21 protein-coding genes and 1 pseudogene are annotated in these 20850 nt (G+C 42.9%); 2 read left to right on the forward strand and 20 right to left on the reverse strand.

The genetic code is table 11. The features are described 5' to 3' along the window. Positions 1–281 precede the first annotated feature (281 nt). The 7 genes and pseudogenes from cyaB to ACTNDQ_RS04670 all read right to left on the reverse strand — a co-directional run. Positions 282–836 carry a class IV adenylate cyclase gene (gene cyaB / locus ACTNDQ_RS04640; RefSeq protein ID WP_278796597.1) on the reverse strand — a complete coding sequence of 185 codons (555 nt, stop codon included), beginning with the start codon at positions 834–836 and terminating at the stop codon, positions 282–284. A 4-nt stretch (positions 837–840) separates the two neighbouring features. Continuing rightward, positions 841–1188 (reverse strand): hypothetical protein, encoded by a 348-nt coding sequence (locus tag ACTNDQ_RS04645; RefSeq protein ID WP_015525145.1) that lies wholly within the window; start codon positions 1186–1188, stop codon positions 841–843. Positions 1189–1445: 257 nt separating this feature from the next. Continuing rightward, complete coding sequence (locus ACTNDQ_RS04650) at positions 1446–1676, reverse strand: hypothetical protein (RefSeq protein ID WP_441063917.1); 231 nt, start codon at positions 1674–1676, stop codon at positions 1446–1448. Between the two features lie 23 nt (positions 1677–1699). Next, complete coding sequence (locus tag ACTNDQ_RS04655; protein ID WP_148446934.1) at positions 1700–2341, reverse strand: GNAT family N-acetyltransferase; 642 nt, start codon at positions 2339–2341, stop codon at positions 1700–1702. A 200-nt stretch (positions 2342–2541) separates the two neighbouring features. Continuing rightward, on the reverse strand, positions 2542–3552 hold the full coding sequence (locus ACTNDQ_RS04660) for a HAMP domain-containing sensor histidine kinase (RefSeq protein ID WP_278796600.1): 1011 nt from the start codon (positions 3550–3552) through the stop codon (positions 2542–2544). Beyond that, entirely contained in the window at positions 3549–4220 is a 672-nt protein-coding gene (locus ACTNDQ_RS04665) for a response regulator transcription factor (protein WP_288787062.1), read from the reverse strand. Before ACTNDQ_RS04665 ends, ACTNDQ_RS04660 begins: the two co-directional genes overlap by 4 nt. Positions 4221–4230: 10 nt before the next feature. Further along, a pseudogene (locus ACTNDQ_RS04670) lies at positions 4231–4416 on the reverse strand (purine permease); the annotation flags it as partial. Positions 4417–4726: 310 nt separating this feature from the next. Between ACTNDQ_RS04670 and ACTNDQ_RS04675 the strand changes: the two are divergent. Beyond that, the gene (locus ACTNDQ_RS04675) at positions 4727–6109 is read left to right on the forward strand and encodes a citrate/2-methylcitrate synthase (RefSeq protein WP_441063930.1); all 1383 of its coding nucleotides are present in this window, start codon (positions 4727–4729) and stop codon (positions 6107–6109) included. Between the two features lie 220 nt (positions 6110–6329). Here ACTNDQ_RS04675 and ACTNDQ_RS04680 read toward each other — a convergent pair whose 3' ends face one another. The 6 genes from ACTNDQ_RS04680 to ACTNDQ_RS04705 all read right to left on the reverse strand — a co-directional run bounded on the left by ACTNDQ_RS04680 (position 6330) and on the right by ACTNDQ_RS04705 (position 12264). Further along, positions 6330–8003, reverse strand: coding sequence for an alpha-amylase family glycosyl hydrolase (locus ACTNDQ_RS04680; protein WP_278796603.1), 1674 nt, complete (start codon positions 8001–8003; stop codon positions 6330–6332). Between the two features lie 174 nt (positions 8004–8177). Then, a complete protein-coding gene (locus ACTNDQ_RS04685; protein WP_015525138.1) occupies positions 8178–8408 on the reverse strand; it encodes a hypothetical protein in 231 nt (76 codons plus the stop codon). Positions 8409–8483: 75 nt separating this feature from the next. Next, positions 8484–9716: an MYG1 family protein gene (locus ACTNDQ_RS04690; RefSeq protein ID WP_278796604.1), complete on the reverse strand. Its 1233-nt coding sequence runs from the start codon at positions 9714–9716 to the stop codon at positions 8484–8486. 167 nt (positions 9717–9883) lie between these two features. Continuing rightward, positions 9884–10303: a hypothetical protein gene (locus ACTNDQ_RS04695; protein ID WP_021652042.1), complete on the reverse strand. Its 420-nt coding sequence runs from the start codon at positions 10301–10303 to the stop codon at positions 9884–9886. Positions 10304–10431: 128 nt separating this feature from the next. Further along, positions 10432–11673 carry a DNA polymerase Y family protein gene (locus ACTNDQ_RS04700; RefSeq protein WP_278796605.1) on the reverse strand — a complete coding sequence of 414 codons (1242 nt, stop codon included), beginning with the start codon at positions 11671–11673 and terminating at the stop codon, positions 10432–10434. Positions 11674–11715: 42 nt separating this feature from the next. Beyond that, positions 11716–12264 (reverse strand): hypothetical protein, encoded by a 549-nt coding sequence (locus ACTNDQ_RS04705; protein ID WP_015525131.1) that lies wholly within the window; start codon positions 12262–12264, stop codon positions 11716–11718. A 195-nt stretch (positions 12265–12459) separates the two neighbouring features. Here ACTNDQ_RS04705 and ACTNDQ_RS04710 point away from each other — a divergent pair, with 195 nt between their 5' ends. Continuing rightward, positions 12460–12990 (forward strand): hypothetical protein, encoded by a 531-nt coding sequence (locus tag ACTNDQ_RS04710; protein WP_278796606.1) that lies wholly within the window; start codon positions 12460–12462, stop codon positions 12988–12990. 83 nt (positions 12991–13073) lie between these two features. Here ACTNDQ_RS04710 and ACTNDQ_RS04715 read toward each other — a convergent pair whose 3' ends face one another. From ACTNDQ_RS04715 to mreC, 7 genes are read right to left on the reverse strand one after another with little or no spacing between them, the layout of a single operon-like run. Then, a complete protein-coding gene (locus ACTNDQ_RS04715; RefSeq protein WP_279199789.1) occupies positions 13074–14240 on the reverse strand; it encodes a D-alanyl-D-alanine carboxypeptidase family protein in 1167 nt (388 codons plus the stop codon). Continuing rightward, positions 14237–15412 carry an FtsW/RodA/SpoVE family cell cycle protein gene (locus ACTNDQ_RS04720; RefSeq protein WP_015525128.1) on the reverse strand — a complete coding sequence of 392 codons (1176 nt, stop codon included), beginning with the start codon at positions 15410–15412 and terminating at the stop codon, positions 14237–14239. Before ACTNDQ_RS04720 ends, ACTNDQ_RS04715 begins: the two co-directional genes overlap by 4 nt. A gap of 3 nt (positions 15413–15415) precedes the next feature. After that, on the reverse strand, positions 15416–15655 hold the full coding sequence (gene minE / locus ACTNDQ_RS04725; RefSeq protein ID WP_015525127.1) for a cell division topological specificity factor MinE: 240 nt from the start codon (positions 15653–15655) through the stop codon (positions 15416–15418). A gap of 45 nt (positions 15656–15700) precedes the next feature. Beyond that, positions 15701–16489 carry a septum site-determining protein MinD gene (gene minD, locus ACTNDQ_RS04730; protein WP_278796609.1) on the reverse strand — a complete coding sequence of 263 codons (789 nt, stop codon included), beginning with the start codon at positions 16487–16489 and terminating at the stop codon, positions 15701–15703. A 57-nt stretch (positions 16490–16546) separates the two neighbouring features. Next, the gene (locus tag ACTNDQ_RS04735; protein ID WP_441063935.1) at positions 16547–19444 is read right to left on the reverse strand and encodes a penicillin-binding transpeptidase domain-containing protein; all 2898 of its coding nucleotides are present in this window, start codon (positions 19442–19444) and stop codon (positions 16547–16549) included. Then, positions 19429–19956: a rod shape-determining protein MreD gene (gene mreD, locus ACTNDQ_RS04740; RefSeq protein WP_021652034.1), complete on the reverse strand. Its 528-nt coding sequence runs from the start codon at positions 19954–19956 to the stop codon at positions 19429–19431. Before mreD ends, ACTNDQ_RS04735 begins: the two co-directional genes overlap by 16 nt. Then, on the reverse strand, positions 19946–20842 hold the full coding sequence (gene mreC / locus ACTNDQ_RS04745) for a rod shape-determining protein MreC (RefSeq protein ID WP_015525123.1): 897 nt from the start codon (positions 20840–20842) through the stop codon (positions 19946–19948). The genes mreD and mreC overlap by 11 nt, the downstream gene beginning before the upstream one ends. Between the last annotated feature and the right edge of the window lie 8 nt (positions 20843–20850).

Consider the following 20850-nt stretch of genomic DNA (forward strand, 5'->3'; position numbering starts at 1 on the left):
AAATATCAATAAATCCACATGTAAAATGCAAAAAAACTTGTAAACATTCAATAAACCACATAAAAATAAACATAAAGCAACAAAAAGCACGAGTGGTCAATAGTAATGACATGTACATTGAATGTGGTTTGATGTTGCTTTGTGATGTGGGATTTATAGTATGGTAGATAAACTTGGAACGCCGAAGAATTGTAAGAAAAGAAAAACAGGAACATTTCCGTATTCTGTACCTTAGATACTCACACGAAAATATTCCTGCTGGTTTAAAAAAGATTTTTATTTTATTTTTTCGGAAGCATACTGAGATAAGAAGTCTGTACAGTGTCCGACATGTGATATCCCAATATGGCAAGCAGATCTTCCATTTTGGATAAAATTTCTTTCCGCTCACTTTCCTGCTCTGCGATCACCTCAAGCTCCAGAAAGTCTCCAAGTCCCTCTACCTGATCCAGACAGGCGGTAAATCTGCCACATTTCATATACTTTCGCGTTTTCATGACAGATGCTACCGGAGAAAAATCCAAATGGATGAGAATATTTTTAAGCACTTCTGCATCGGATACTTCTGTTTCCAGTTCCATTCGGGACATGGAGATTTTATCCAGTTTGGGCCCCTTAAAATTAATCTGAGTCTTAGAAATACCGGATCTGCAGTCTGTGCTTGTTCGGATACGCAGTGCTTCATCACGTTTTTTTACATCATGATAGACACTGTTAAAATAGGTATCTTCTTCCTGGATCTGTGCTGTCTCCTGAAATCCCTGATCTGTCAGAAATTTCAGGGTTTCCTTAAGATTCTTTAATGGAAGCTTGATCTCAATTTCAAACTGGGCCATGTGATTACTTCAGAATTTCTGCTTTTTTGTTCAGAAGTGCTTCGCAGGCTGCACATGCTGGGCAGTCACAGTATTTTGCACCGGAAGCTTTGATCTCCTCAGCATGAGCCAGGATCTTTTTTGCGTCATCTGCGCCAAATACCTGTGCGCCCATGTCAGAACCTGCAAAAGAGATCAGTCCGTCGATGGGCATGATATCTGCTTCCAGCTCTTTTACGTAAGCAGTTGCCGCATCTGCTTCTTTCTCAGTTCCTGCCGCATCCAGATAATTCTGTGCCGCTTCTTTTACTTCTTTGCATGCAGATGGTGCCTGAAGAAGATCCTGTGTTAATTCTTTAATTGTTTTTGCCATGATAATTTCTCCCTTCTGATCATAGCACTCCCAGAAATTACTGCATCAAGTTCAGCTGTGCAGAACATGAATGGTTGGAAGTGCTGTAATAACAGATAAAATCTGCCTGTTATGTATTGATAACAATATCATACCACAACCCTGGATTATTTGCAGAAAATATTGAGACGTTTTTTATAAAGGCATGCAGGAACATCCGATTCCCAGTCCGTCCGGGCCAATATGGCAGGAAAGTCCAAGGGAAAGATCATCACACATCACATCCATTCCCGGAAAGCTTTCCCGGATCTGTGAGATCCAGTCTGCGGTAACTTCCGCAGTGCTGCTGGAGGCAGCCATAAGATATACTTTTCCGGCATATCCAGGTCTTCATGAAACAGTTCTCCATTCAGATAAAAAGGCATGGGAAGGACATGAATATCCAGTTCCTCTGCTTCTTGTTTTAAAATGCCACTGTGGCTGTCAGCCATGATTCCAATTTTTTTCATTTTCCATTTATCTCCTGCGTAATTTATGAATGTGTTTCGCAACGCGGTTCTTTTTTATAAAGAGCTACACTTTCCCGGAAGCGTTTTTTGTTCAGCTCCCGCATCTGGGAAACCTCGTTTTTCTTTACGAAACCATGACTTTCCATAAAGGTTCTTTGATCCAGCTGGTCCATATATATGGAATAATCCGTATCCTTCTCTGTTGAAATCTGTTTGAGAAGCCCGGTACCGATTCCGTTTCTGCGGTAATCTTTGCTTACATAAAGAAAGAGGATATTTCCGGGAGTCGGTTTCTCCGGGGAAACAGTCAATTGTTTTTTCATATCCTGAAGTTTGTTAAAATGCTCCAGATTCTTCCGGCCTTCCTTAGTAAACTTCAGGCGCAGGAAATGATAGCCTTTTTTCAAACGGAAAACCGGGGCAAAATGGCCATGAGATTCTTTACCGGTAATGAGCACCCCAACTACCTGATCACGGTAGGTTGCCACGGTAACGCTATCTCTGTATATCATATAGGTGTAAAAGAAAAGTCTGGTCAGACGTTTTTCGGTATGTGTTTCCTCAAACTCCCAGCGGTCTTTATAATTTCTTCGGATAAATTCCCGGATCATTGAAAAATCTTCCTTTTCTGCTTTCCGGTAGGCAGGTGCTTTTTTTAATAACATAGTCCATATCTCCTGTATTTTTTCATAAATAACTATCCTATACTTTAAAAGATGATCTGCAACTTAACATCAACTGTTTCTCAACAATTGTTGAAGTTTATGAAAAAGTTTATATAAAATAAAAAAACAACGGAAGAACCTCATGAAAAATAAGGTGTCCGCTGTTTTTTGGTTTTATGGATATGTGTAAAATATTTGTTTTACAGTATAACAGTAAAACGACAGCCGCTTCCGGGAATATTTTCCACGGAAACGGTTCCCATACACAGGTTCAGGATCTGTTTTACAAGGGCAAGTCCAAGACCGTTTCCCTCCTGTTTATGGGAACTGTCGCCCTGGTAAAATTTGTCAAAGATATGTTTCATGGAGTATTCACTGATCTGGGGGCCTTCGTTTTCTATGGAAAAACGGATCTTTTCTCCTTCCGGCATCATCCGGATATAGATCGTACCACCACAGGGACTGAATTTGATAGCATTGGAAAGCAGATTGTCCCATACATGACAGATGAGATTTTCGTTTCCAAGATACTCCACATCCATCATGTCCACATCAAATTCAATTTCTTTTTCTGACCATTTCGGTTCCATCATAACAATGGATTGTCGGATCTGCTCATCCAGACGATACCAGTTCTGACGGGTCTGGATCGACTGGTGTTCGATCTTGGACAGCAGCAGGATATTTCCTGCCAGGTGGGAAAGCCTTCTGGTGTTAAAAAGGATTTTGTTGATGTACTGCTCCTGCTCTTCTGACATAGGCATGTCATCATCCTGCAGCAGAGTTGCATAACCCTCAATAGCACTGATGGGAGTTTTGAATTCGTGGGAAACATTGGAAACAAAGTCTGTCTGCAGAATCTCCGTTGCTTCCAGTTCCTGGACCATCAGATTGAAATTAGAATAAATATCCCGGATTTCCTTCATTTGCTTTTCCGTTTCCAGTCGGACGGAAAAATCACCTTCAGCAACCTGTTGCATGGCTTTTTTCAGCTTTAGTACAGGACCGAAATACCGGATACTGAGGAAGTTGTTAAGGACACCCCCTGCGGTCACGCTGGCCAGGATGATCCATACGATGTTCGGAACGTCTGAAATATGCAGCACATCCATAACAAGCCAGGATATCAGAGATACACAGACGAGCTCCGACATGATCATAAAGATAAAACGTAAACGAATGCTTAAATTTATGAAGGGTTTCTTTTTCATGCCTTTATCACCTTATATCCAACTCCACGGATCGTCATGATCTTAAAATCCGTATTATCGCGAAAGCGTTCCCGAAGCCTTCCAATGTGGACATCTACTGTGTGGGCATCGCTTGCGGAATCATATCCCCAGATATCATCCATAAGCTGTTGCCGGGTAAAGATTTTTCCCGGAAAAGAAACCATCTTATATAAGAGCATGAATTCTTTCTGAGGAAGTACCATACTTTCCGAGGAGGTGGAGACCGTCAGGGAATCGCACTCCAAAATGGTATCTCCGATTCGCTGTTTCCGCTCATTGCTCATCTGTGCTCTGCGGAGAAGTGCACCTACCCGCAAAACCAGTTCATTGATATTGACCGGTTTCACCATATAATCATCGGTACCGGACAGAAATCCCATACGCATATCATCAAAAGCATCTTTGGCAGTGACCATAAGTACAGGAATGGAATCTCCGGCATCTCTGAGTGAGCGGACCAGTTCATAGCCATCCATGTTGGGCATCATTATGTCCGAAATGATCAGATCGTAATAATCTTTTTCCAGGGCATCCAGCGCTTCCTGTCCGTCAGAGACCCCTTTTACTGTATAACCGTTTTTTAAGAGGACATGCCGGAAAAGCTGGCGGAGTTCCAAGTCATCTTCCGCAATGAGAATTTTAAACATTTTTACATCCCTATTCCTTGATCTTTTCAATGTCCATGTTTTCAGGCAGGATACAGCTTAAAACAATGGATATGATAAATACAACAGCAACTACATTTTGCGCAAAAACGGACTGTATGATCGACGGGAAAATATTCCAGATCCCGCTCTCACTTGCTGTGGTAAATCCGATTCCGACAGCAAGTGAAAGAGATAGGCGGCAGCAGTCCGATGTGAAACAAACTATTATTATAAGAAAAATTACGGAATAATCATAACATAGATTCGTTGTGGAAACCAGACGGATTTTGATGAATAAATGTAATAATAGATGAAATATGTCATATTATGAATATTTATACACGAAAAAAAGAAATACCCTCTTGCATTTTCGGAACTTTTACTGTAGAATTATTAACCAGGTAAACACAAATGTATGCCATACCCGAACACTGATTACAAAGATGTAACCAATCTTAACTGTATCAGTGTTTTTTAATATACAATGGGGAAACGAGGAAAAAATTATGGAAAAAAAGCATGAAATGATGAGTCTGGAGGACTCCGAACAGCTGAAAGGCAGAATGAAATTCTTTGAAAAGGAACTGGTAGAGAATCATCACATCGATCCCAACCTTTATGTGGAATACGATGTAAAAAGAGGACTTCGTGATTCCGCAGGTAAAGGTGTTCTCACAGGTCTTACTGAAATTTCCGATGTTACCGGCTATAAGCTGGTCAATGGCAGACGTATTCCTGCAGATGGTGCATTGTATTACCGGGGAATCGATGTGCAGGATATCGTAAACGGACTGAAGGACAGACGTTTTGGTTTTGAGGAGACGATCTATCTTCTGATTTTCGGTAAGCTTCCCAGCAAGGAAGAGCTTTCCAGCTTTCTTGACCTTCTTTCTGACATGGAGGATCTGGGAGGACGTTTTGTCCGTGACGTTGTCATGAAGGGAACCAATGCCAATATTATGAATGCTATGGAGCGCTGCGTACTTGCTCTCTATACATATGATGATAACCCGGAAGATATTTCTGTGGAGAATGTACTCCGCCAGTCTCTGGAACTGATCGCTAAGCTTCCTGAAATCGCGGTTTACTCCTATCACGCATACCGTCATTTCCGTAAAGACGAGACACTTTTTATCCGCAATCCGCAGAAGGGGCTTTCACTTGCCGAGAATATCCTTCTGATGCTTCGTCCGGACGGCAATTATACAGAGCTTGAGGCCAAGGTCCTTGATATCGCACTTGTACTTCATGCAGAGCACGGCGGTGGTAATAACTCTACTTTTACCACACATGTAGTAACATCTTCCGGAACAGACAGCTACTCTTCTACCTCTGCATCCATTGGTTCACTGAAGGGACCGCGTCATGGTGGTGCCAACCTGAAGGTCCAGAACATGTTTACAGATCTGAAGGCCAATGTAAAGGACTGGGAAAGTGATGAGGAGATCACAGCATATCTGCAGAAAATACTGAATAAAGAAGCATTTGATCATGCAGGTCTGATCTATGGTATGGGACATGCAGTTTATACACTCTCCGATCCGCGAGAAGTGATCCTGAAACGTTTTGCACAGGCTCTTGCAGAGGAAAAAGGAATGATAGATGAATTTAAGCTCTATGATAAGGTTGAGGGTATTGCCGGAAAACTGGTCATGGAACACAGAAAGCTGTTCAAAAATGTTTGCGCAAATGTTGACTTCTACAGTGGCTTCGTTTACTCAATGCTTGGTATTCCGGAAGAACTTTTTACTCCGATCTTTGCCATCGCACGTATGCCTGGCTGGAGTGCACATCGTCTGGAAGAGCTGATCAGTGCCAATAAGATCATCCGTCCTGCTTATAAGTATGTGGGGCATCATGCAGATTTTGTACCTTTTGATGAGAGATAATAAACAGAATGATAAAAGCAGTGGGGATTTCTGACCTATTTAAGTTGGAAATCTCTGCTGTTTTTTTGTTCTCCTAAATTACAGAAAAACAGGATCATAACTATACATAATATATATTATGTAAAATAAATATCTGTTTTCACAAAAAAACAAGGCTCACCGCATAAGATATGATCGGATTGCCTTGTTTTTTATGGAATCTTACTTTATTATTCTTTTCCTATCGGAAGCTTTTCAGCCAGTTTACAAGAGAATCATGCCAGATGTTGTCGTATACGGTCTTTTTCATCTGGTCATCTACGGGTCCGTTTCCTGCCATTTTTGCAAGGATAGCAGCCTGAAGTTCGCCTACTGTCATTTCTTCTGGTGTTTTGTGCGGATTTGGCGCAGTGACCGTTTCCGTTTCCTGTGGATTGGAGGATTCTGCTTCAGGAGTTGACGGAACATCCGCTGAGTTTGCTGTATTGTCAGAAGCTTTATCTGTATTTTCAGCGTTTTCGTTCTCTTTTGCTGCGGCAGTTTCCGGAACATTAGTCTGAACCGGCTTATATTCCGGCATATCTCCTGCAGGAAGCCAGATTTCACCGCTGTTTGCTGCAACACGGACACGGATCCGTCCGCCCTGTGCGGAAACCTTCTGACCTGTGAGGGCACCTACGTATTCCGGAGCACTTCCTGTTGGAAGGTTCATCTCTGAATCACTGTCATCATTATTCACAGTAACGATCACTCGTATGCCTTCCAGATCTCTTGCAAAGGCAAACTGACGGTTTGTAAGAGCCAGTTCTGCATAGGAACCGTAGCTTAATGCAGGAGTTCCCTGGCGGACCTTTCCGAGGGCTGCGATCAGTGCAGTACAGGGGTTCTTTGTTGCAGCATCCGCATAATCGTTAAGATCAAGTGCCGGACGTAAGCTGGCATCGGAAAATTTTTCTTTTTTTCCGTCAATACCAAATTCTGAGCCGTAATAAATGCTTGGAACGCCAGGTAAAGTATAAAGAAGTACATGTACAGGAGCAAAATGTGCTTTGTTCTGCAATTTGGTATGAATTCGCTCTACGTCATGGTTGTCCACGAAATTGTAGAGGTCCAGATCTCCCATATTCTGAAGATATTTTACTGTATGAGCGATTTCAAAATAGTTGTGGTCATTATGTCCGCTGTAAAGTGCCTTGTGAAGGGCATAGTTAGTTACACTGTGAAGAGTCTGTCCGTTTACCCAGCGGCTGTAATCTCCGTGAATGACCTCTCCCATAAGCCAGAAGTCTTTCTTAACCTCATCTGCGGTATGACGTAGAATACGCATGAAATCAAAATCCAGAACATCAGCGGCATCCAGGCGGATTCCATCAATATCAAATTCGGAAACCCAGAAACGGATCACATCACAGATATAGTTCTGTACTTCCGGATTGCGCTGGTTCAGCTTTACAAGAAGATTGTATCCACCCCAGTTTTCATAGGAAAAACCGTCATTATATTCGGTATTTCCGCCGAAATTTACATTACAGTACCAGTTAACGTAAGGGGAATGCTCACGGTTTTTCTGGATATCCTTAAAAGCGAAGAAATCACGGCCTGTATGGTTGAATACACCATCAAAGATCACGCGGATGCCTTTTTCATGGCAGGCTTTTACAAAATTGGTGAGATCTTTATTGGTTCCAAGACGGGAATCCAGTTTTTTGTAATCGGTTGTCTCATAGCCATGTCCGACACTTTCAAAAAGCGGCCCTATATATAAGGCAGTACATCCGATCTCTTTGATGTGGTCGATCCACGGCAGCAGTGTGTTCAGTCGATGTACAGGAGTTCCGTAATCATTTTCTTTTGGAGCGCCTGTAAGTCCAAGTGGATAAATATGGTAGAAGATTGCTTCGTTGTACCAGCTCATAATATTACACCTCTGTTCTAAAAATTTACAATTTCCTGATAATTAGAGAAATTACACAAATATCTTCTCTATAATACCAGATTCCTATAATATAATCCAGAATAAATCAGCCAGTTTTTCAGCGAAAAATCCGGTATATTGCTAATTGCCGGATCTTACCTGATGGACATATATTTATTCGTCAAATTCTGCAGTAACTATAAAGCCGCGTGGCGTATGCTCAATGCTTTTGATGATCCCCTCTTTGGATCTGATGCGGTCTGCGTTTCTGTAGCAGCCGGACATGGCTACTGCAGGCTCAATGATATAGCTGTAGTTCGTGGCAGAGAGAAATTCGGAGATCTTTACTTTATCTCCTACCTGGATCAGCCCCTGTCTTTCCATTTTAAATTTTTCTTCTCGCATAAACATGCCTTCTTTCTGTATAAATACGCAATGTGAATATATCTGTAAATACAATTAATTACACGTTTAAGATCTTTAAGAACCGGATGGAATCCGTACCAGAAGCTTCTGTCCGTCTTTTTCTACTGCTGTAAGAACGGGAATATGTTTTTTTCGCAGAGCATGAACGATGGGATACAGGGAAAACATGGCATTATCTGCAAAAACTGCTTCCGGTTTGCAGCTGAGGATTTCTTTAATCCTGTCTTTTATAAAGCTTTTCCATTCTGTCTTTTCCATGGAGAGTTCTCCGTAGATTCCGTTCAGAGTCAGCTCCGGTAATTGGGGAACCGGCAGATGTACGATCCTGGCAGAAGAAAGATCCGGAAGCTTTTGAAGCAGCATGTCTGTTTCTTTATTTCCGCCAAGGCTTACGATCACAGCTTCTTCATGGAAGGCGGCAAGACTGCTCCTGCAGGCAAGAACAGAATCCTCAAGGGTTCCGCAGGTCATGAGAAATCCTCCTTTATGACAAAAGGCTGCACTTTTAAGACCGGTTACCAAAGATAACTCCTCGCCTTCCAGGCCAAGCCAGGAAGAAGGAAAACTGCATTTGTAATTCATGGAATATTCTTTTTTCTGTGGCTGGATACAGTAACCGCCCCGGTTGGACGGAAAGATCACAAAAGCAATGTTGGTTTCCGAAAGGCGTTTTTGGCAGGGAATAAATTCCGGAAGTATAAGGATATTGGTATTTTCTGCCGGGGTATCGCCCGAAGCGAGGGAAGCAGCATGTTCTGTAAGAACTTCTTCCACCCGTCTGTCTGCACGTTCATTTCCAAGGTAACGCTCGAATTTATTTTCCAGGATCATGCCTGCCACACTGACTGCCTGGAAAAAGGCTTCGTCATTGCTGCTTTTGGAATCCCATCCCGGATTAAAATTTCCGATCAGTGTGGCAAGTTCATTTTTTTCACCGGTATTATCATTGATATCCAGAGGCTGGACAAAGGATTCATCGAATTTTAGTGCCAGCTCCTCACCTAGGATTTCCGGTCCAAGCTTCTCCCAGAGAAGGCCGAAGGCCGCATATGGGACGCCATTATCGCGGATACGGCTGTCTTTCTGATGATGATCATACTGTCCTCTGCCAATATCAAAAACAAGACCTTCATAGTTTTCAGGAACCTGGTTTCCACGTGTGATGGTGATCTCGGGATTCAGATATAAAAGCAGAGCGGCAGAAAAAACATCGTCTGCGTGAAATTTCCCGCTGTGGGTGAATGCGGATGCATTTTTTTGTTTGATTTTTTCCAGTAAATGATTCATATGAAACGCTCCTGTGTGTTTATTCTGCTCTTCAGTATACCACAGAAATGAAGAATAAACAAAGTTTCCTACAGTTAAAAAGGAATCCGTCCTGAAGACAGATCCCTTTAAAAATTTACGTTCTTTTATGCTTTATGTACAAAATAGGACGTTCATATTCAATTTTATTATAATGCGCAGATAATTTTATCCTGATATGCTTCCGGAACTTCTTCTTTATCCAGAGACATACTGATAATAAAGGAAACTTTGAAGGTTTCACCGATGGCACTTAACTGATCCAGTGTTTCGGTTGCATCCTTTCCTTCAAGCTTGGCTGTTGTAAGGAAGCTGTCCAGATATACCTGTTCCAGATCATGATCCTGAGAGAGGATACCACAGATAAATCCTACAAATTCGTCCGCATTTTTAACCGGAAATCCGGAAACATCGATAAGGCGGACCTTGTTGTTCAGCTCATACATGTGCTTGGTGCTCTTGTCTAAGTAAACAATACTGCCGTTGGCGTCCTTAACAGCTCCGTTTACTTTGTCTAACAGTACTTTTGTTTTTCCTTTGCCTTTCTTTCCTACGATCAGTTCAACCATCCTGTTTTCCTCCTTAGACACATATAATAATTTTGAATAAAATTGCTATTGATATGCTTCAAATTATAGTGCATTGTGAATAAAATTGCAAGGGCTTTTTGAAAAAAACTGGTAATTTTAATCAAGCTTTACTGCTCTCTTTCATTTTCCATTTGTGCTTTTGCTTTCCTTCCGATCCGGGCAGTGCTGTTCATGATACTGGCCCGGGTAATCTTGTCGTTTCCGTACTTCAGACGGATGGAATCCAGTGCTGCATCCAGTTTCTGCTGGCGTTCCTTCTTGTGAGTATCCTCAAAAAAGGACAGCTGTTCAAAGGAATCATCCGTAAGACCGGTCAATGATACTCCCAGGAGCCGGAGTGGCTGTCTCATCCAGGAATCCTGAAAGAGGTTTTGGGCATTTCTGTAAATCTCTTCTGTGATATCGGTGGCATTTGGCAGTTTAGTCTGATGAGATTTGTTTTGAAAATCCAGGGTACGGAAGGTTACAGAAATGCAGGTGCATTTTTTCTTTTTGCGGCGCATGCGGGCGGCCAGAATATCGCATTGTTCCAGCAGGATCGGAAGTGCCTGCTCCAGTGAGACCAGATCATCGTTAAATGTAGTTTCCAGACTGAATCCTTTTGCTTCATCAGGTTTTGCTTTCACAGGGGAGTCATCAAGGCCACGGGCATACTGATATAACTGCTGTCCTGTTTTTTCACCGAGAAGTGCCTGTATCTTTGCTTTTTTTTCATGAGCCAGATCTCCGATGGTTCTGATCCCTGCGTCCTGCAGTTTTTTTTCAGAGGATCTGCCAAGAAAAAGAAGCTCTCTCACTGGAAGAGGCCACATTTTTACAGGGATTTCTTCCGGAAATAAAGTATGCACCTTATCTGGCTTTTCGAAATCAGAGGCCATTTTTGCAAGAAGTTTATTGGTGGAGATGCCGATATTTACGGTAAAGCCGAGTTCTGTACGGATCTTATCCTTCAGCTCATGGGCAGTTGCCACTGGATCCGGGTAAATATAGGAGGTTCCGGTCATATCCAGAAAAACCTCATCAATGGAAAAGGATTCCATTACCGGTGCATAGGATCCACAGATTTTTTTGAAAGCTCTGGAACATTTATCGTATAATTCAAAGTCAGATGGAACGGCCACAAGATTCGGACATTTGCGAAAAGCCATAGCCATAGGCTCTCCTGTCTGGATTCCGTATTTTTTTGCAGGAATGGACTTGGCGACAACGATGCCGGTACGTTTACTGGGGTCTCCGCCAATACAGGAAGGGATGTCTCTCAGATCCGGAAGTCCCATCTTTACTCTTTTTGCTGCTTCCCAGGAAAGAAAAGCACTGTTTACATCAACATGAAAAATCAATCGTTCCATATAGGGTTCTTCTTTCAATTGTATAAAGTGTGTCTGTTATATCTATTTACAGATTTTTGCAGACAGCTGATCAAAAAGGTTCCGATATTCCTCTTCTACCTGTGAAAAAGGGTATTGCCGGTATTGGATCGGAACATGGACAACCGGTTTTGGAGTGTCCGGTGTTTCATTCAGAAGATATTTCAGGTCATACCAGAGCAGGTCATTGTCGATCTCCTTCAGCTTCTGCTCTTCTATGGCAGAAAGTCCGGATCCCAGATATTTCTGATAGATAATGTTTAAAAGAGCTTCCTCCTGTTTACGATACTCAGGAAGACTTTTCTTAAATGGTCTTGGAACATCGGACATATAACATTCGCTGGCATCGTGAAGAAGGGACGCCAGTATAAGACGGCCGGAATAGCCACGTGCTTCGGCTTCTTTGGCACAAAGGATGCAGTGTTGCCCTACAGAGAAAAAAGTCCTTACATGACCATTTCCGCGGCATAGAAGAGAAAGTGCGTGTGCAATGTCCTCAATGCAGATCAGCTCTTCGTCCGGATGTGTCGGATCAAAATGTTTTCCAGTGTATGTGGTAATGCAGTCGCCCATAAAATGTTACGCCTTTCTTTAAGCTTATGAATAAATATGATTATTTATTATAAACACCCAGAGAAAGTGTGTCTATATGATCGCGAAATAAATTTCGGGAACTGTTACAGAAAAACAAAAGAAATACATGGCTGTTTTACAAATATGAGTGATTCTGTGCTATAATACAAAAAAACGACAGGGAGATCATCAGCGATGAAACATATGGAAGAAATGAAGATTGCCGGATTAGCCATGGCATTATGTATCGTGATGCTGGGAATCTATATCGTCGTCCCAAAGGATGGAACGGTTTCTCATCTTACTGCTATTCCGGATAATAATGCGGCGGAGCCTGTTACAGATTCTACATCAGAGGGAACTGCTGATGCGGATTTTCCAATATATACAGAGGACAGCTACAGCAGTGAGCCCGAGAGTTCGTATTCTTATGACGATACTGGGGACGGAGATTCCTATACGGAAGAGCCGACTTATGATCCAGGTGATAATTCTTACGACGGCTATACGGATAGTGAAGCCAATGGAGCAGATACCTCGGATACTTCAGATACATCTTCAGATGGAACCGGTGAAGACGCAGGCAATTATGAAGATCCGGACAGTGGCTCCGGTGAAGTGGTCGATGACAATGATTACAGTGGTACTTCGGATACGGATCTTGATAGCAGTGAGACCGAAGATACCGGCAGTGATGGCACCGATGATATAGTAGAAATTAACTGAATGTAAAAAAAAGAATAAAAAAGCAGATCTGCGAAATAAAATTTCAAACAGATCTGCTTTTTTGTTTTTTGTATGGAATCCTGTCAGTTGATGTTCTGGAGCAAGGATGTCATTTCCTGATAAAGAACATCCTTTGAGGATGCACCCATGATGATGGAAATAAATGGCTTCCCATAAGCATTCTGGCTTAAAAGTGCCAGACAGTTACCGGCTTTATCGGTTGTTCCTGTTTTTCCTCCAAGGATAGTGACATCCTTAGGAGTTGCTGCCTCTCCGGTAAGATAATGATCTGTAGCGGGTAAGGTAGCACTTGCATCGGAGCCATCGGAATGCTTATAGCTAACTGTATAAGATGCCATTTGTGTGATGTCTGTAAACTCCGGATAATTCAAGGCTTCTTTCAGCATCAGATAAATGTCATAAGGCGTTGTATAATGATTTTCGTCCTGAAGACCATGGGGATTGGTAAAGTGAGTTCCTGTACAGCCAAGTTCTGCAGCAAAGCTGTTCATCATCTCTACAAATTTATCTGTTGATCCACCTATATGTTCCGCAATGGCAGATGCTGCATCATTGGCAGAATAAACAAGAAGACAATGAAGAAGCTGATCCATGGTAACCTGATCTCCCGCCTGGAAACCAGCTACCTGAGAACCGGATTCCAGGGTAACATTCTCCTGTGAGATTGTTACTGTATCGTCCATGTTTCCATATTTCAGTGCAAGCATAGCTGTCATGATCTTTGTGATGCTGGCAGGATAAACCTTGTTGTAGGCACCTTTTGCATAGAGTACCTTTTTATCACTGAGATTCAGAAGCACACCGGACTGGCTGTCATCCAGACTGACAGAATCCAGAGCAACATCTTTTGTAACAACACAGAGATCATGGGCGAAACCTGCCGCGCGCTGCTCTTCTTTGGAAGTCAGAGTATTATCAAATTCGGAGAATGCATTGAAAGAATTTGCAGGAGTGGAAAAATTTCCGCCCTTCAGCATGTAAACACCAAAACCGCCAGCTGTGCATAGTACGATCAGCAGAAGAAGGAGAAAAATGGTGTTGCGGATCCTTTTACGGCGCATCCGTTTCATCCGGGTATTTTGAGCTTTACGTCTGGCAGAAACAGTTCTGTCAGACGGCATGGAAGTTGTTTTTGTCCCCTTGGAAGCTGTATGTGCAGCCCGGGAAGTCTGACCTCTGGAAGGATTGCCAGAACGTATATGATTTTTTACAGGTTCTTTACGTGTCATAAGTATTCCTCTTTCCGAAAGTAGGTATCCGATTTCTGACCTTTTTTCTGTAATTCTTTATTATATGCACTGCTCTGCAGTCCTACATTGAGAACAAGTCCCATACCCATAAACAGACTGATCAGAGAAGTAAGACCATAGCTTACAAAAGGAAGCGGAGTACCTGTGTTTGGTGCAAGGCCGGTAGCAACACAGATGTTGATGAAGCTCTGTATGGAAACAATGCTTCCAACACCGCAGCATATGATCTTACCGGCAAGATCCTTGGCCCGCAGGCTCATACGGATACATTCAAAGGTGATCAGAAACAGCAGCAGTACGATCAGAGTACAGCCGATAAATCCGTACTGCTCTCCAGCCACCGCAAAAATAAAGTCGGTCTGATTCTCAGAAACAAAGTTTCCATCATTTACGGATGTAACACTGGTGTCATTACTGAAAGCACGTCCCACAAGCTCTCCGGAGGCGATGGCTGTTTTTGAGTTGTTCTGCTGTTCAATATCATCTGCGTATTCTTCGTTCTCCGGATACAGGAATGACATGATACGGTTTCTCTGGTAATCCTGTATCAGTTTCTGATCCGGCTGCACGATAATGGACAGAAAGATGATGGCCAGAGGAATCGCGATCAAGGCTACACCTCCGATGATCTTATAACTAAGTCCTGCGATGTAGATCAGAATACAGAACAGGACTGTTACGGTGATGGTGTTTTTCATATCCGGCTGTACATAGATCAGCATCAGTGGGATGACCAGAAGGACAGCTGATTGTATCAGAGTCTTTAAGGTATTCAGATCTTCCTCATGATCCATAAAAAATTTGGCAAAAAACAGGATAATGATGATCTTTGAAAGCTCGGTAGGCTGGAAACGGATAAAACCTAAATCCACCCATCTGGCAGCACCATTGGCGCTGGATCCGAAGAACCGGACAGCCAGAAGCATAACGATATTAAATCCATACATGATCCATTGAAAATTCAGCAGCCAGGAATAATCCATCAGTGAAAGGATCAGCATAAAGACCACACCGATGATCACACCCAGAAGCTGACGTGTGCGAAGGTAGTCGGCAGCTGTTCCTACAAGCTGAATTCCAATAAAGCTGATCGCCAGGAGAAAGATCACCAGTCGAAAATTGTAAAACCGCAGCTTATACTGTTTAATCATAAATTATGCATCTCTTTTCTTAAGTACGGGTATGACTGCATGCAGAACAGGTGGTTCCTGTGTGATCTGTATGGTCACCCCTGGTTCATCAATTACAACGTATTTTTTTACGGCATGTATCAGATCGTTCCGTAAAAGCTTCATCATCTGTGGAGAACAGTCTATGCGTTCCGATACAAGAAGAAGCTTCATCCTGTCGCGTGCATAGCCTGCAGAGTGGTTTTTCCCGGAGAAAAATCCCATAATCATTCCTCCTGTGATGAAAAATGTCAGACAGCAAAGCGTCTGTTATTTTCGAAAAATGCTGCCAAGACGGTGGAATACACCATTTTTTCGACGCACAGTAACATAAGGGACCTCTTCGCCCATAAGCCTCCGGCAGATATTGCGATACTCTTCTTCTGCCTGGGAATTTTTTCCGGATAAAGGTTCTCCCTGATTTGTGGAGATCACGATCTGTTCATCATCCAGGATCGCACCGATCAGATCTACAGCCAGGATTTCCAACACATCTTCTACGGACATCATATCACCTCTGGCAATCATTTCCGGTCGAAGCCGGTTGATGATCAGCTGGATATCCCGGAGCCCTCCGGACTCCAGCAACCCGATGATACGGTCTGCATCCCGGATCGCGGAAACTTCCGGTGTGGTCACGACCAGTGCACGGTCCGCTCCGGCTACTGCATTTTTGAATCCCTGTTCAATTCCTGCCGGACAATCCAGAAGGACATAATCGAATTCTTCCCGGAGATCATCGGTAAGCTTGATCATCTGTTCCGGAGATACGGCAGTTTTGTCCTTGGTCTGGGCAGACGGAAGAAGATACAGTTCTGAATGCCGACGATCCCGGATCAGTGCCTGTTTCAGGCGGCAGCTCCCATTGATCACATCAACCAGATTATAAACAATACGGTTCTCCAGTCCCATGACAACATCCAGATTTCGGAGTCCGATATCGGTATCTACAACTGCAACCCTTTTTCCCATGGCAGCCAGTCCGGTCCCGATATTTGCCACGGTGGTGGTTTTTCCAACACCGCCTTTTCCAGATGTAATGACAATGACTTCACTCATGTTTTCTGATTCCTCCTATAAAATGTTCCACACTTCTGGTATCCTCATAAAGTTTGTTTAGTCATTCGATACATTACTGGTATCGCTTGCTGCATAGCCAGTGAGAATGGTGCTTTCATCTGCAAGTCCGAAAATGTATTTAAAGATATCATTAGCTGCAAGGCAGGCATTACCGGATGCATATCCGTTTGCGATTCGTACAGATATTGCGTACTTGGGATCAGAAACAGGCGCATATCCGATAAAAAGTGCATTGTTCGGATGATAATAGTCAATCTCGGCAGTACCGGTTTTTCCTGCTACTTCAACTCCAAGTTCGTTAAACTGATCGTGAGTCTGCACTACACGATACATACCGTCATGGATGGCATCCCAGATATTGCTGGAAAGATCCAACTGTCCAGCTGTTTCGGAAGGATATTCCTTTATAAGTTTTCCTTTGGAATCCGTCACACGGTCCAGAAGGGAAAGCTTGTAGATCGTACCGGAAGTGGCGATCGTTGACGCATAGCGTGCAAGCTGGCTGGTCGTAAACGTATTGGTACCCTGTCCAATATAGGAAGGAACCGCGTTTTTGTCCGAAACCTGCGGAGAAGCCTCGGAAATTTCAATGCCGGTTTTCTGATCCAATCCCATGAGGGAAGCATATTTCTGAAGCATTCCAAGACTTCTGGCTTCAGAAAAATTACCTTCGGAATCTTTACCAAGTTCGAAACCGATCGTAGTGAAAAATACGTTACAGGACTGCCCAATGGCCTCACGGATATCAAGAGAACCGTGGCCCTGTTTATTCCAGCAGTTGATCGGAGGTGTTACAAGGTCAAAGCTTCCTGTACATTCAATATATGTGCCATCATCTATTACGCCCTCGGACATGCCGGCAACAGTAGATAAGATCTTTAAGGTAGATCCTGGAGCCGTCTTCTGCTGTGTTGCCTTGTTGAAGAACGGGCTGGAAAGATCTGTGGAAAGCTTTGCATAATAATCGGTGTCCATATTGTTGGTCAGACGATTATTATCATATCCCGGATAGGAAACACATGCGAGAACATTTCCGGTTGTAGTATCTGTGATCACCGCAGATGCAGAGCACGGAGCCAACGCAAGCTGGGCCGGTGTGATCTCAAGATTTGCGATCTTGCGATACATGAAGGTGTAGGCATCAAGACCACCGGAGGCCATTGTCTGATACAGCTCGTCTTCTTTTGAAAGAACGCCCTGTTCATAGAGAACAAGACACAGATCTTCTCCACTGATGGTGTCTTCCTGAAGCATATATTTATACAGAAGCTTTGAAAAGCCTGTATCTGTCTTCAGGTAATCAATGATATAGGCGGTAAGAGCTTGATAGATCTCTTCAGAATCCAGATATTCTCCGGAGGTTGAGATCTGGGAAATATCGATCCAGTTCTGACTGGCAGCATAGTTCAGATAATCCTTCAGACTGATACTCTGGTCATTTTTCCAGGCTTTGTATGTTTCATCTGCGGTATCAATGGAATCACTTTTCAGTACCTTCAGGGTATTGGTAAGAAGATCATCACAGATATAGGTAAGATATTCCTGCATCTGCGTATCTTCATCCTTATAGGCTGGAGGATTGTCACCTGTCAGCCTGTTACTTATTGTATCAAAAACCTGTTGCTGTTTTTGCTGAAATTTGGCGTATAAATTTTTTTCTGTATCGGAAGCATCTGCATCGCTGAATTTATTGATATCGATCACACTGTTTGCGATCAGTGCATTGTATACATCATAGATTGGGATGGTAATCTTACTTGCATCTTTCTCTGCTTCATAATCAAAGCTTTTATTTGGTGTCAGTTTAGAGAGAACAATACCGGCAACACGCTGTTCCAGGATCTGGTAAATACTCTTCTGCCAGTCGGAATCAATGGTCAGATAAACATCGTTTCCGGCCACAGGATCAACAGTTTTGGAATGGTCGATATCAAGGACTTTACCAAGATTATCAACTGTGACCGTTTCTTCTCCATCTTTTCCCTGAAGTTCAAGCTCCATATACTGTTCGATCCCGGCTTTTCCAACAACCGCATCATTGGAATAATCAGGATTATCCTTACGAAGGGTTTCCAGTTCTTCAGAAGAGGCCTGGCCTGTGTAACCGAGGATCGGCGCCATACTCTCATCGTCCACATATTTTCTGGTGGAATCTTCTACAATGTCAATACCCTGGAGAGCGGCCTGATTTTCTTTTATGGCTGCCACAGATTTTTCACTGACATTTGTTGCAATGGTCACCGGCATATATTTCTTGAAACTGTTGGTGTTCAGCTGATAGCGCATGATCGCAATTTCGAGGATTTCCTGTTTGGTAAGCTCTTCTGGAAGAGAATGTGCGGCAAGTTCTTCCGGGGTGTAGGCATCTTTTCCGTAAAGAACGATAGAAAATCCGCTGCTTCCGGTAAGATGATCCATTATCTGGGCTGCGGTTGCGTTTTTCTGCTCCTCACTGAGATCATCAATCTGTGCTTCTCCGTAAATATCCGCACGGAAACGGTTAAGAGTAAATCCTTCATCTACATCAAAAGCATAGTCGCCATGATCATTGACGGTAATATGAAAATTATCAGATAAGCTGTCCCCGTTTTTGGAAAGGATCTGTAATACCTGGTAGGCGATACCGTTCAGAGTCAGATTCTTTTCTCTGGTGTTGTTGTATGTACCGCTATCTTCGAATGTGACAGAATATGCAAGTACATTGGAGGCGACAACTGTGCCGTTACGGTCATAAATATTACCACGGGTGCTTTTGATCACGCGTGTTTTGGTGGTACGTGTCTGAAATTTACTGATGTAATCCTCTCCCTGTATGATCTGCAGACTGAAAAGCTGCCGGACCAGGACAGATGACAGAAAAATAAATACGATCACAAGAACTGTAGTACGTTTCAGACGGATTTTTTTGATGATTTTTTTTATTTTAATTCCCAAATAGACTCACTTTCTTTCCTTACAGTATCCATTAAGTGGTAGTTGATCCAGTAAAATACCCGGTATACGATGATGGTGAGAAAAACCGTATATACAATCTCGGGGATAATGATCCTGTATATGTAGGTCCAGAATCCAAGACGGCCTCTGAGCAGAAACTGGAGGCCATACACAGCCAGATTATAAAGAAGATCTGTTCCTGCTACAAGAAAAAGCGGAACTTTCAGATCATCATCATAAAAACTGCGGAATGCATAGCCGCTGATAAAACCTATATACATATAGATCAGTGCATAAAATCCAAACAATGATCCATAAAAGAGATCGACAAAAAGCCCGGAAAAAAATCCAGTCCACAGACCGACTTTTCTTCCACGCATAAGTCCCATGGATACACACAGGATCAAAAGCAGATTTGGAGTGATGGATCCAATGGAAATACGGTCCATTACTGTGCACTGAAGGAGAAAACAGACAATGATAGTGATAAATAATATAATCCTATTTTTCATTGGACGCATCCTCCGATTTGTCTATCGCGTCCTGTTTATTGGTGGTGATCACAAATACATCTTTCAGATGACCGAAATCAACCGGTGTAACGATCGTACCTGTTTTTGTCAGGTTATTGGGATCCTGCTGGATCTCACTGACATAACCAATAAACAGTCCTTCCACATATTTTTCACTGATGTTCGAGGTGACAATACGTTCTCCGACTGTTACCTTGTTATCCTGATCGTAAAGCTGCTCAAAGCTTAATTTGCCTTCATCGATCAGTTTCAGATCTCCAGTGACAACGCAGTTGTCGGAAGTACTGACTGCCATGGCACTGACATTGCTGCTGTCATCGATGATGGAACGGACAGTAGCCCAGGAAGGTCCCACTTCTGTAACGATACCCACAAGACCCTTTCCGGCGATCACGTTGTTATCAACCCGGATCCCGTTATTACTGCCTTTGTTGATCATAAAGGTATCATACCAGTTTCCGGGATCTTTGGAGATTATCCTTGCGGCAACCTTGGGATAGTCGGTATATTCCTGATCAAGATCGTAAAGTTCCTTCAGGCGTGTGAGCTCTGTCTGGTCCTGGATCAGGATGTTATTCTGTTCCGTAAGACTGTTGATCTGACTTTTCAGCTCTTCGTTTTCCTGAAGCACGTCCTGTTTATCACGAAGATTGTTTTTTACATTTCCAAATATATCGCTGACACCGGCGATCCCCTTTTCAAAGGGAACGATAAGAAAACCGGCTGCCTCCTGAAGTGGTGCGGAAGAGGTTCCGGAGGCTGCTGTAGCTACGATGCAGCTTCCACAGAAAAGTGTCATGATTACCAGAAGATGTTTACTTTTTAAATTAAAATGAAAACGCACTTTTTTTCGGATGTTTTTCATTATATATG

Origin of the sequence: Blautia massiliensis (ex Liu et al. 2021), assembly GCF_052064225.1 — a bacterium.
GTDB lineage: Bacteria > Bacillota > Clostridia > Lachnospirales > Lachnospiraceae > Blautia_A > Blautia_A fusiformis.

Coding starts and splice junctions, on each gene's coding strand:
- ACTNDQ_RS04695 (WP_021652042.1), bottom strand. CDS start 10,303: ATGGTTGAACTGATCGTAGGAAAGAAAGGCAAAGGAAAAACAAAAGTA.
- ACTNDQ_RS04715 (WP_279199789.1), bottom strand. CDS start 14,240: ATGACACGTAAAGAACCTGTAAAAAATCATATACGTTCTGGCAATCCT.
- ACTNDQ_RS04665 (WP_288787062.1), bottom strand. CDS start 4,220: ATGTTTAAAATTCTCATTGCGGAAGATGACTTGGAACTCCGCCAGCTT.
- ACTNDQ_RS04685 (WP_015525138.1), bottom strand. CDS start 8,408: ATGCGAGAAGAAAAATTTAAAATGGAAAGACAGGGGCTGATCCAGGTA.
- ACTNDQ_RS04645 (WP_015525145.1), bottom strand. CDS start 1,188: ATGGCAAAAACAATTAAAGAATTAACACAGGATCTTCTTCAGGCACCA.
- ACTNDQ_RS04705 (WP_015525131.1), bottom strand. CDS start 12,264: ATGGGCGACTGCATTACCACATACACTGGAAAACATTTTGATCCGACA.
- ACTNDQ_RS04710 (WP_278796606.1), top strand. CDS start 12,460: ATGAAACATATGGAAGAAATGAAGATTGCCGGATTAGCCATGGCATTA.
- ACTNDQ_RS04650 (WP_441063917.1), bottom strand. CDS start 1,676: ATGAAAAAAATTGGAATCATGGCTGACAGCCACAGTGGCATTTTAAAA.
- ACTNDQ_RS04690 (WP_278796604.1), bottom strand. CDS start 9,716: ATGAATCATTTACTGGAAAAAATCAAACAAAAAAATGCATCCGCATTC.
- minD (WP_278796609.1), bottom strand. CDS start 16,489: ATGAGTGAAGTCATTGTCATTACATCTGGAAAAGGCGGTGTTGGAAAA.
- ACTNDQ_RS04675 (WP_441063930.1), top strand. CDS start 4,727: ATGGAAAAAAAGCATGAAATGATGAGTCTGGAGGACTCCGAACAGCTG.
- cyaB (WP_278796597.1), bottom strand. CDS start 836: ATGGCCCAGTTTGAAATTGAGATCAAGCTTCCATTAAAGAATCTTAAG.
- mreC (WP_015525123.1), bottom strand. CDS start 20,842: ATGAAAAACATCCGAAAAAAAGTGCGTTTTCATTTTAATTTAAAAAGT.
- mreD (WP_021652034.1), bottom strand. CDS start 19,956: ATGAAAAATAGGATTATATTATTTATCACTATCATTGTCTGTTTTCTC.
- ACTNDQ_RS04660 (WP_278796600.1), bottom strand. CDS start 3,552: ATGAAAAAGAAACCCTTCATAAATTTAAGCATTCGTTTACGTTTTATC.
- minE (WP_015525127.1), bottom strand. CDS start 15,655: ATGGGATTTTTCTCCGGGAAAAACCACTCTGCAGGCTATGCACGCGAC.
- ACTNDQ_RS04700 (WP_278796605.1), bottom strand. CDS start 11,673: ATGGAACGATTGATTTTTCATGTTGATGTAAACAGTGCTTTTCTTTCC.
- ACTNDQ_RS04680 (WP_278796603.1), bottom strand. CDS start 8,003: ATGAGCTGGTACAACGAAGCAATCTTCTACCATATTTATCCACTTGGA.
- ACTNDQ_RS04720 (WP_015525128.1), bottom strand. CDS start 15,412: ATGATTAAACAGTATAAGCTGCGGTTTTACAATTTTCGACTGGTGATC.
- ACTNDQ_RS04655 (WP_148446934.1), bottom strand. CDS start 2,341: ATGTTATTAAAAAAAGCACCTGCCTACCGGAAAGCAGAAAAGGAAGAT.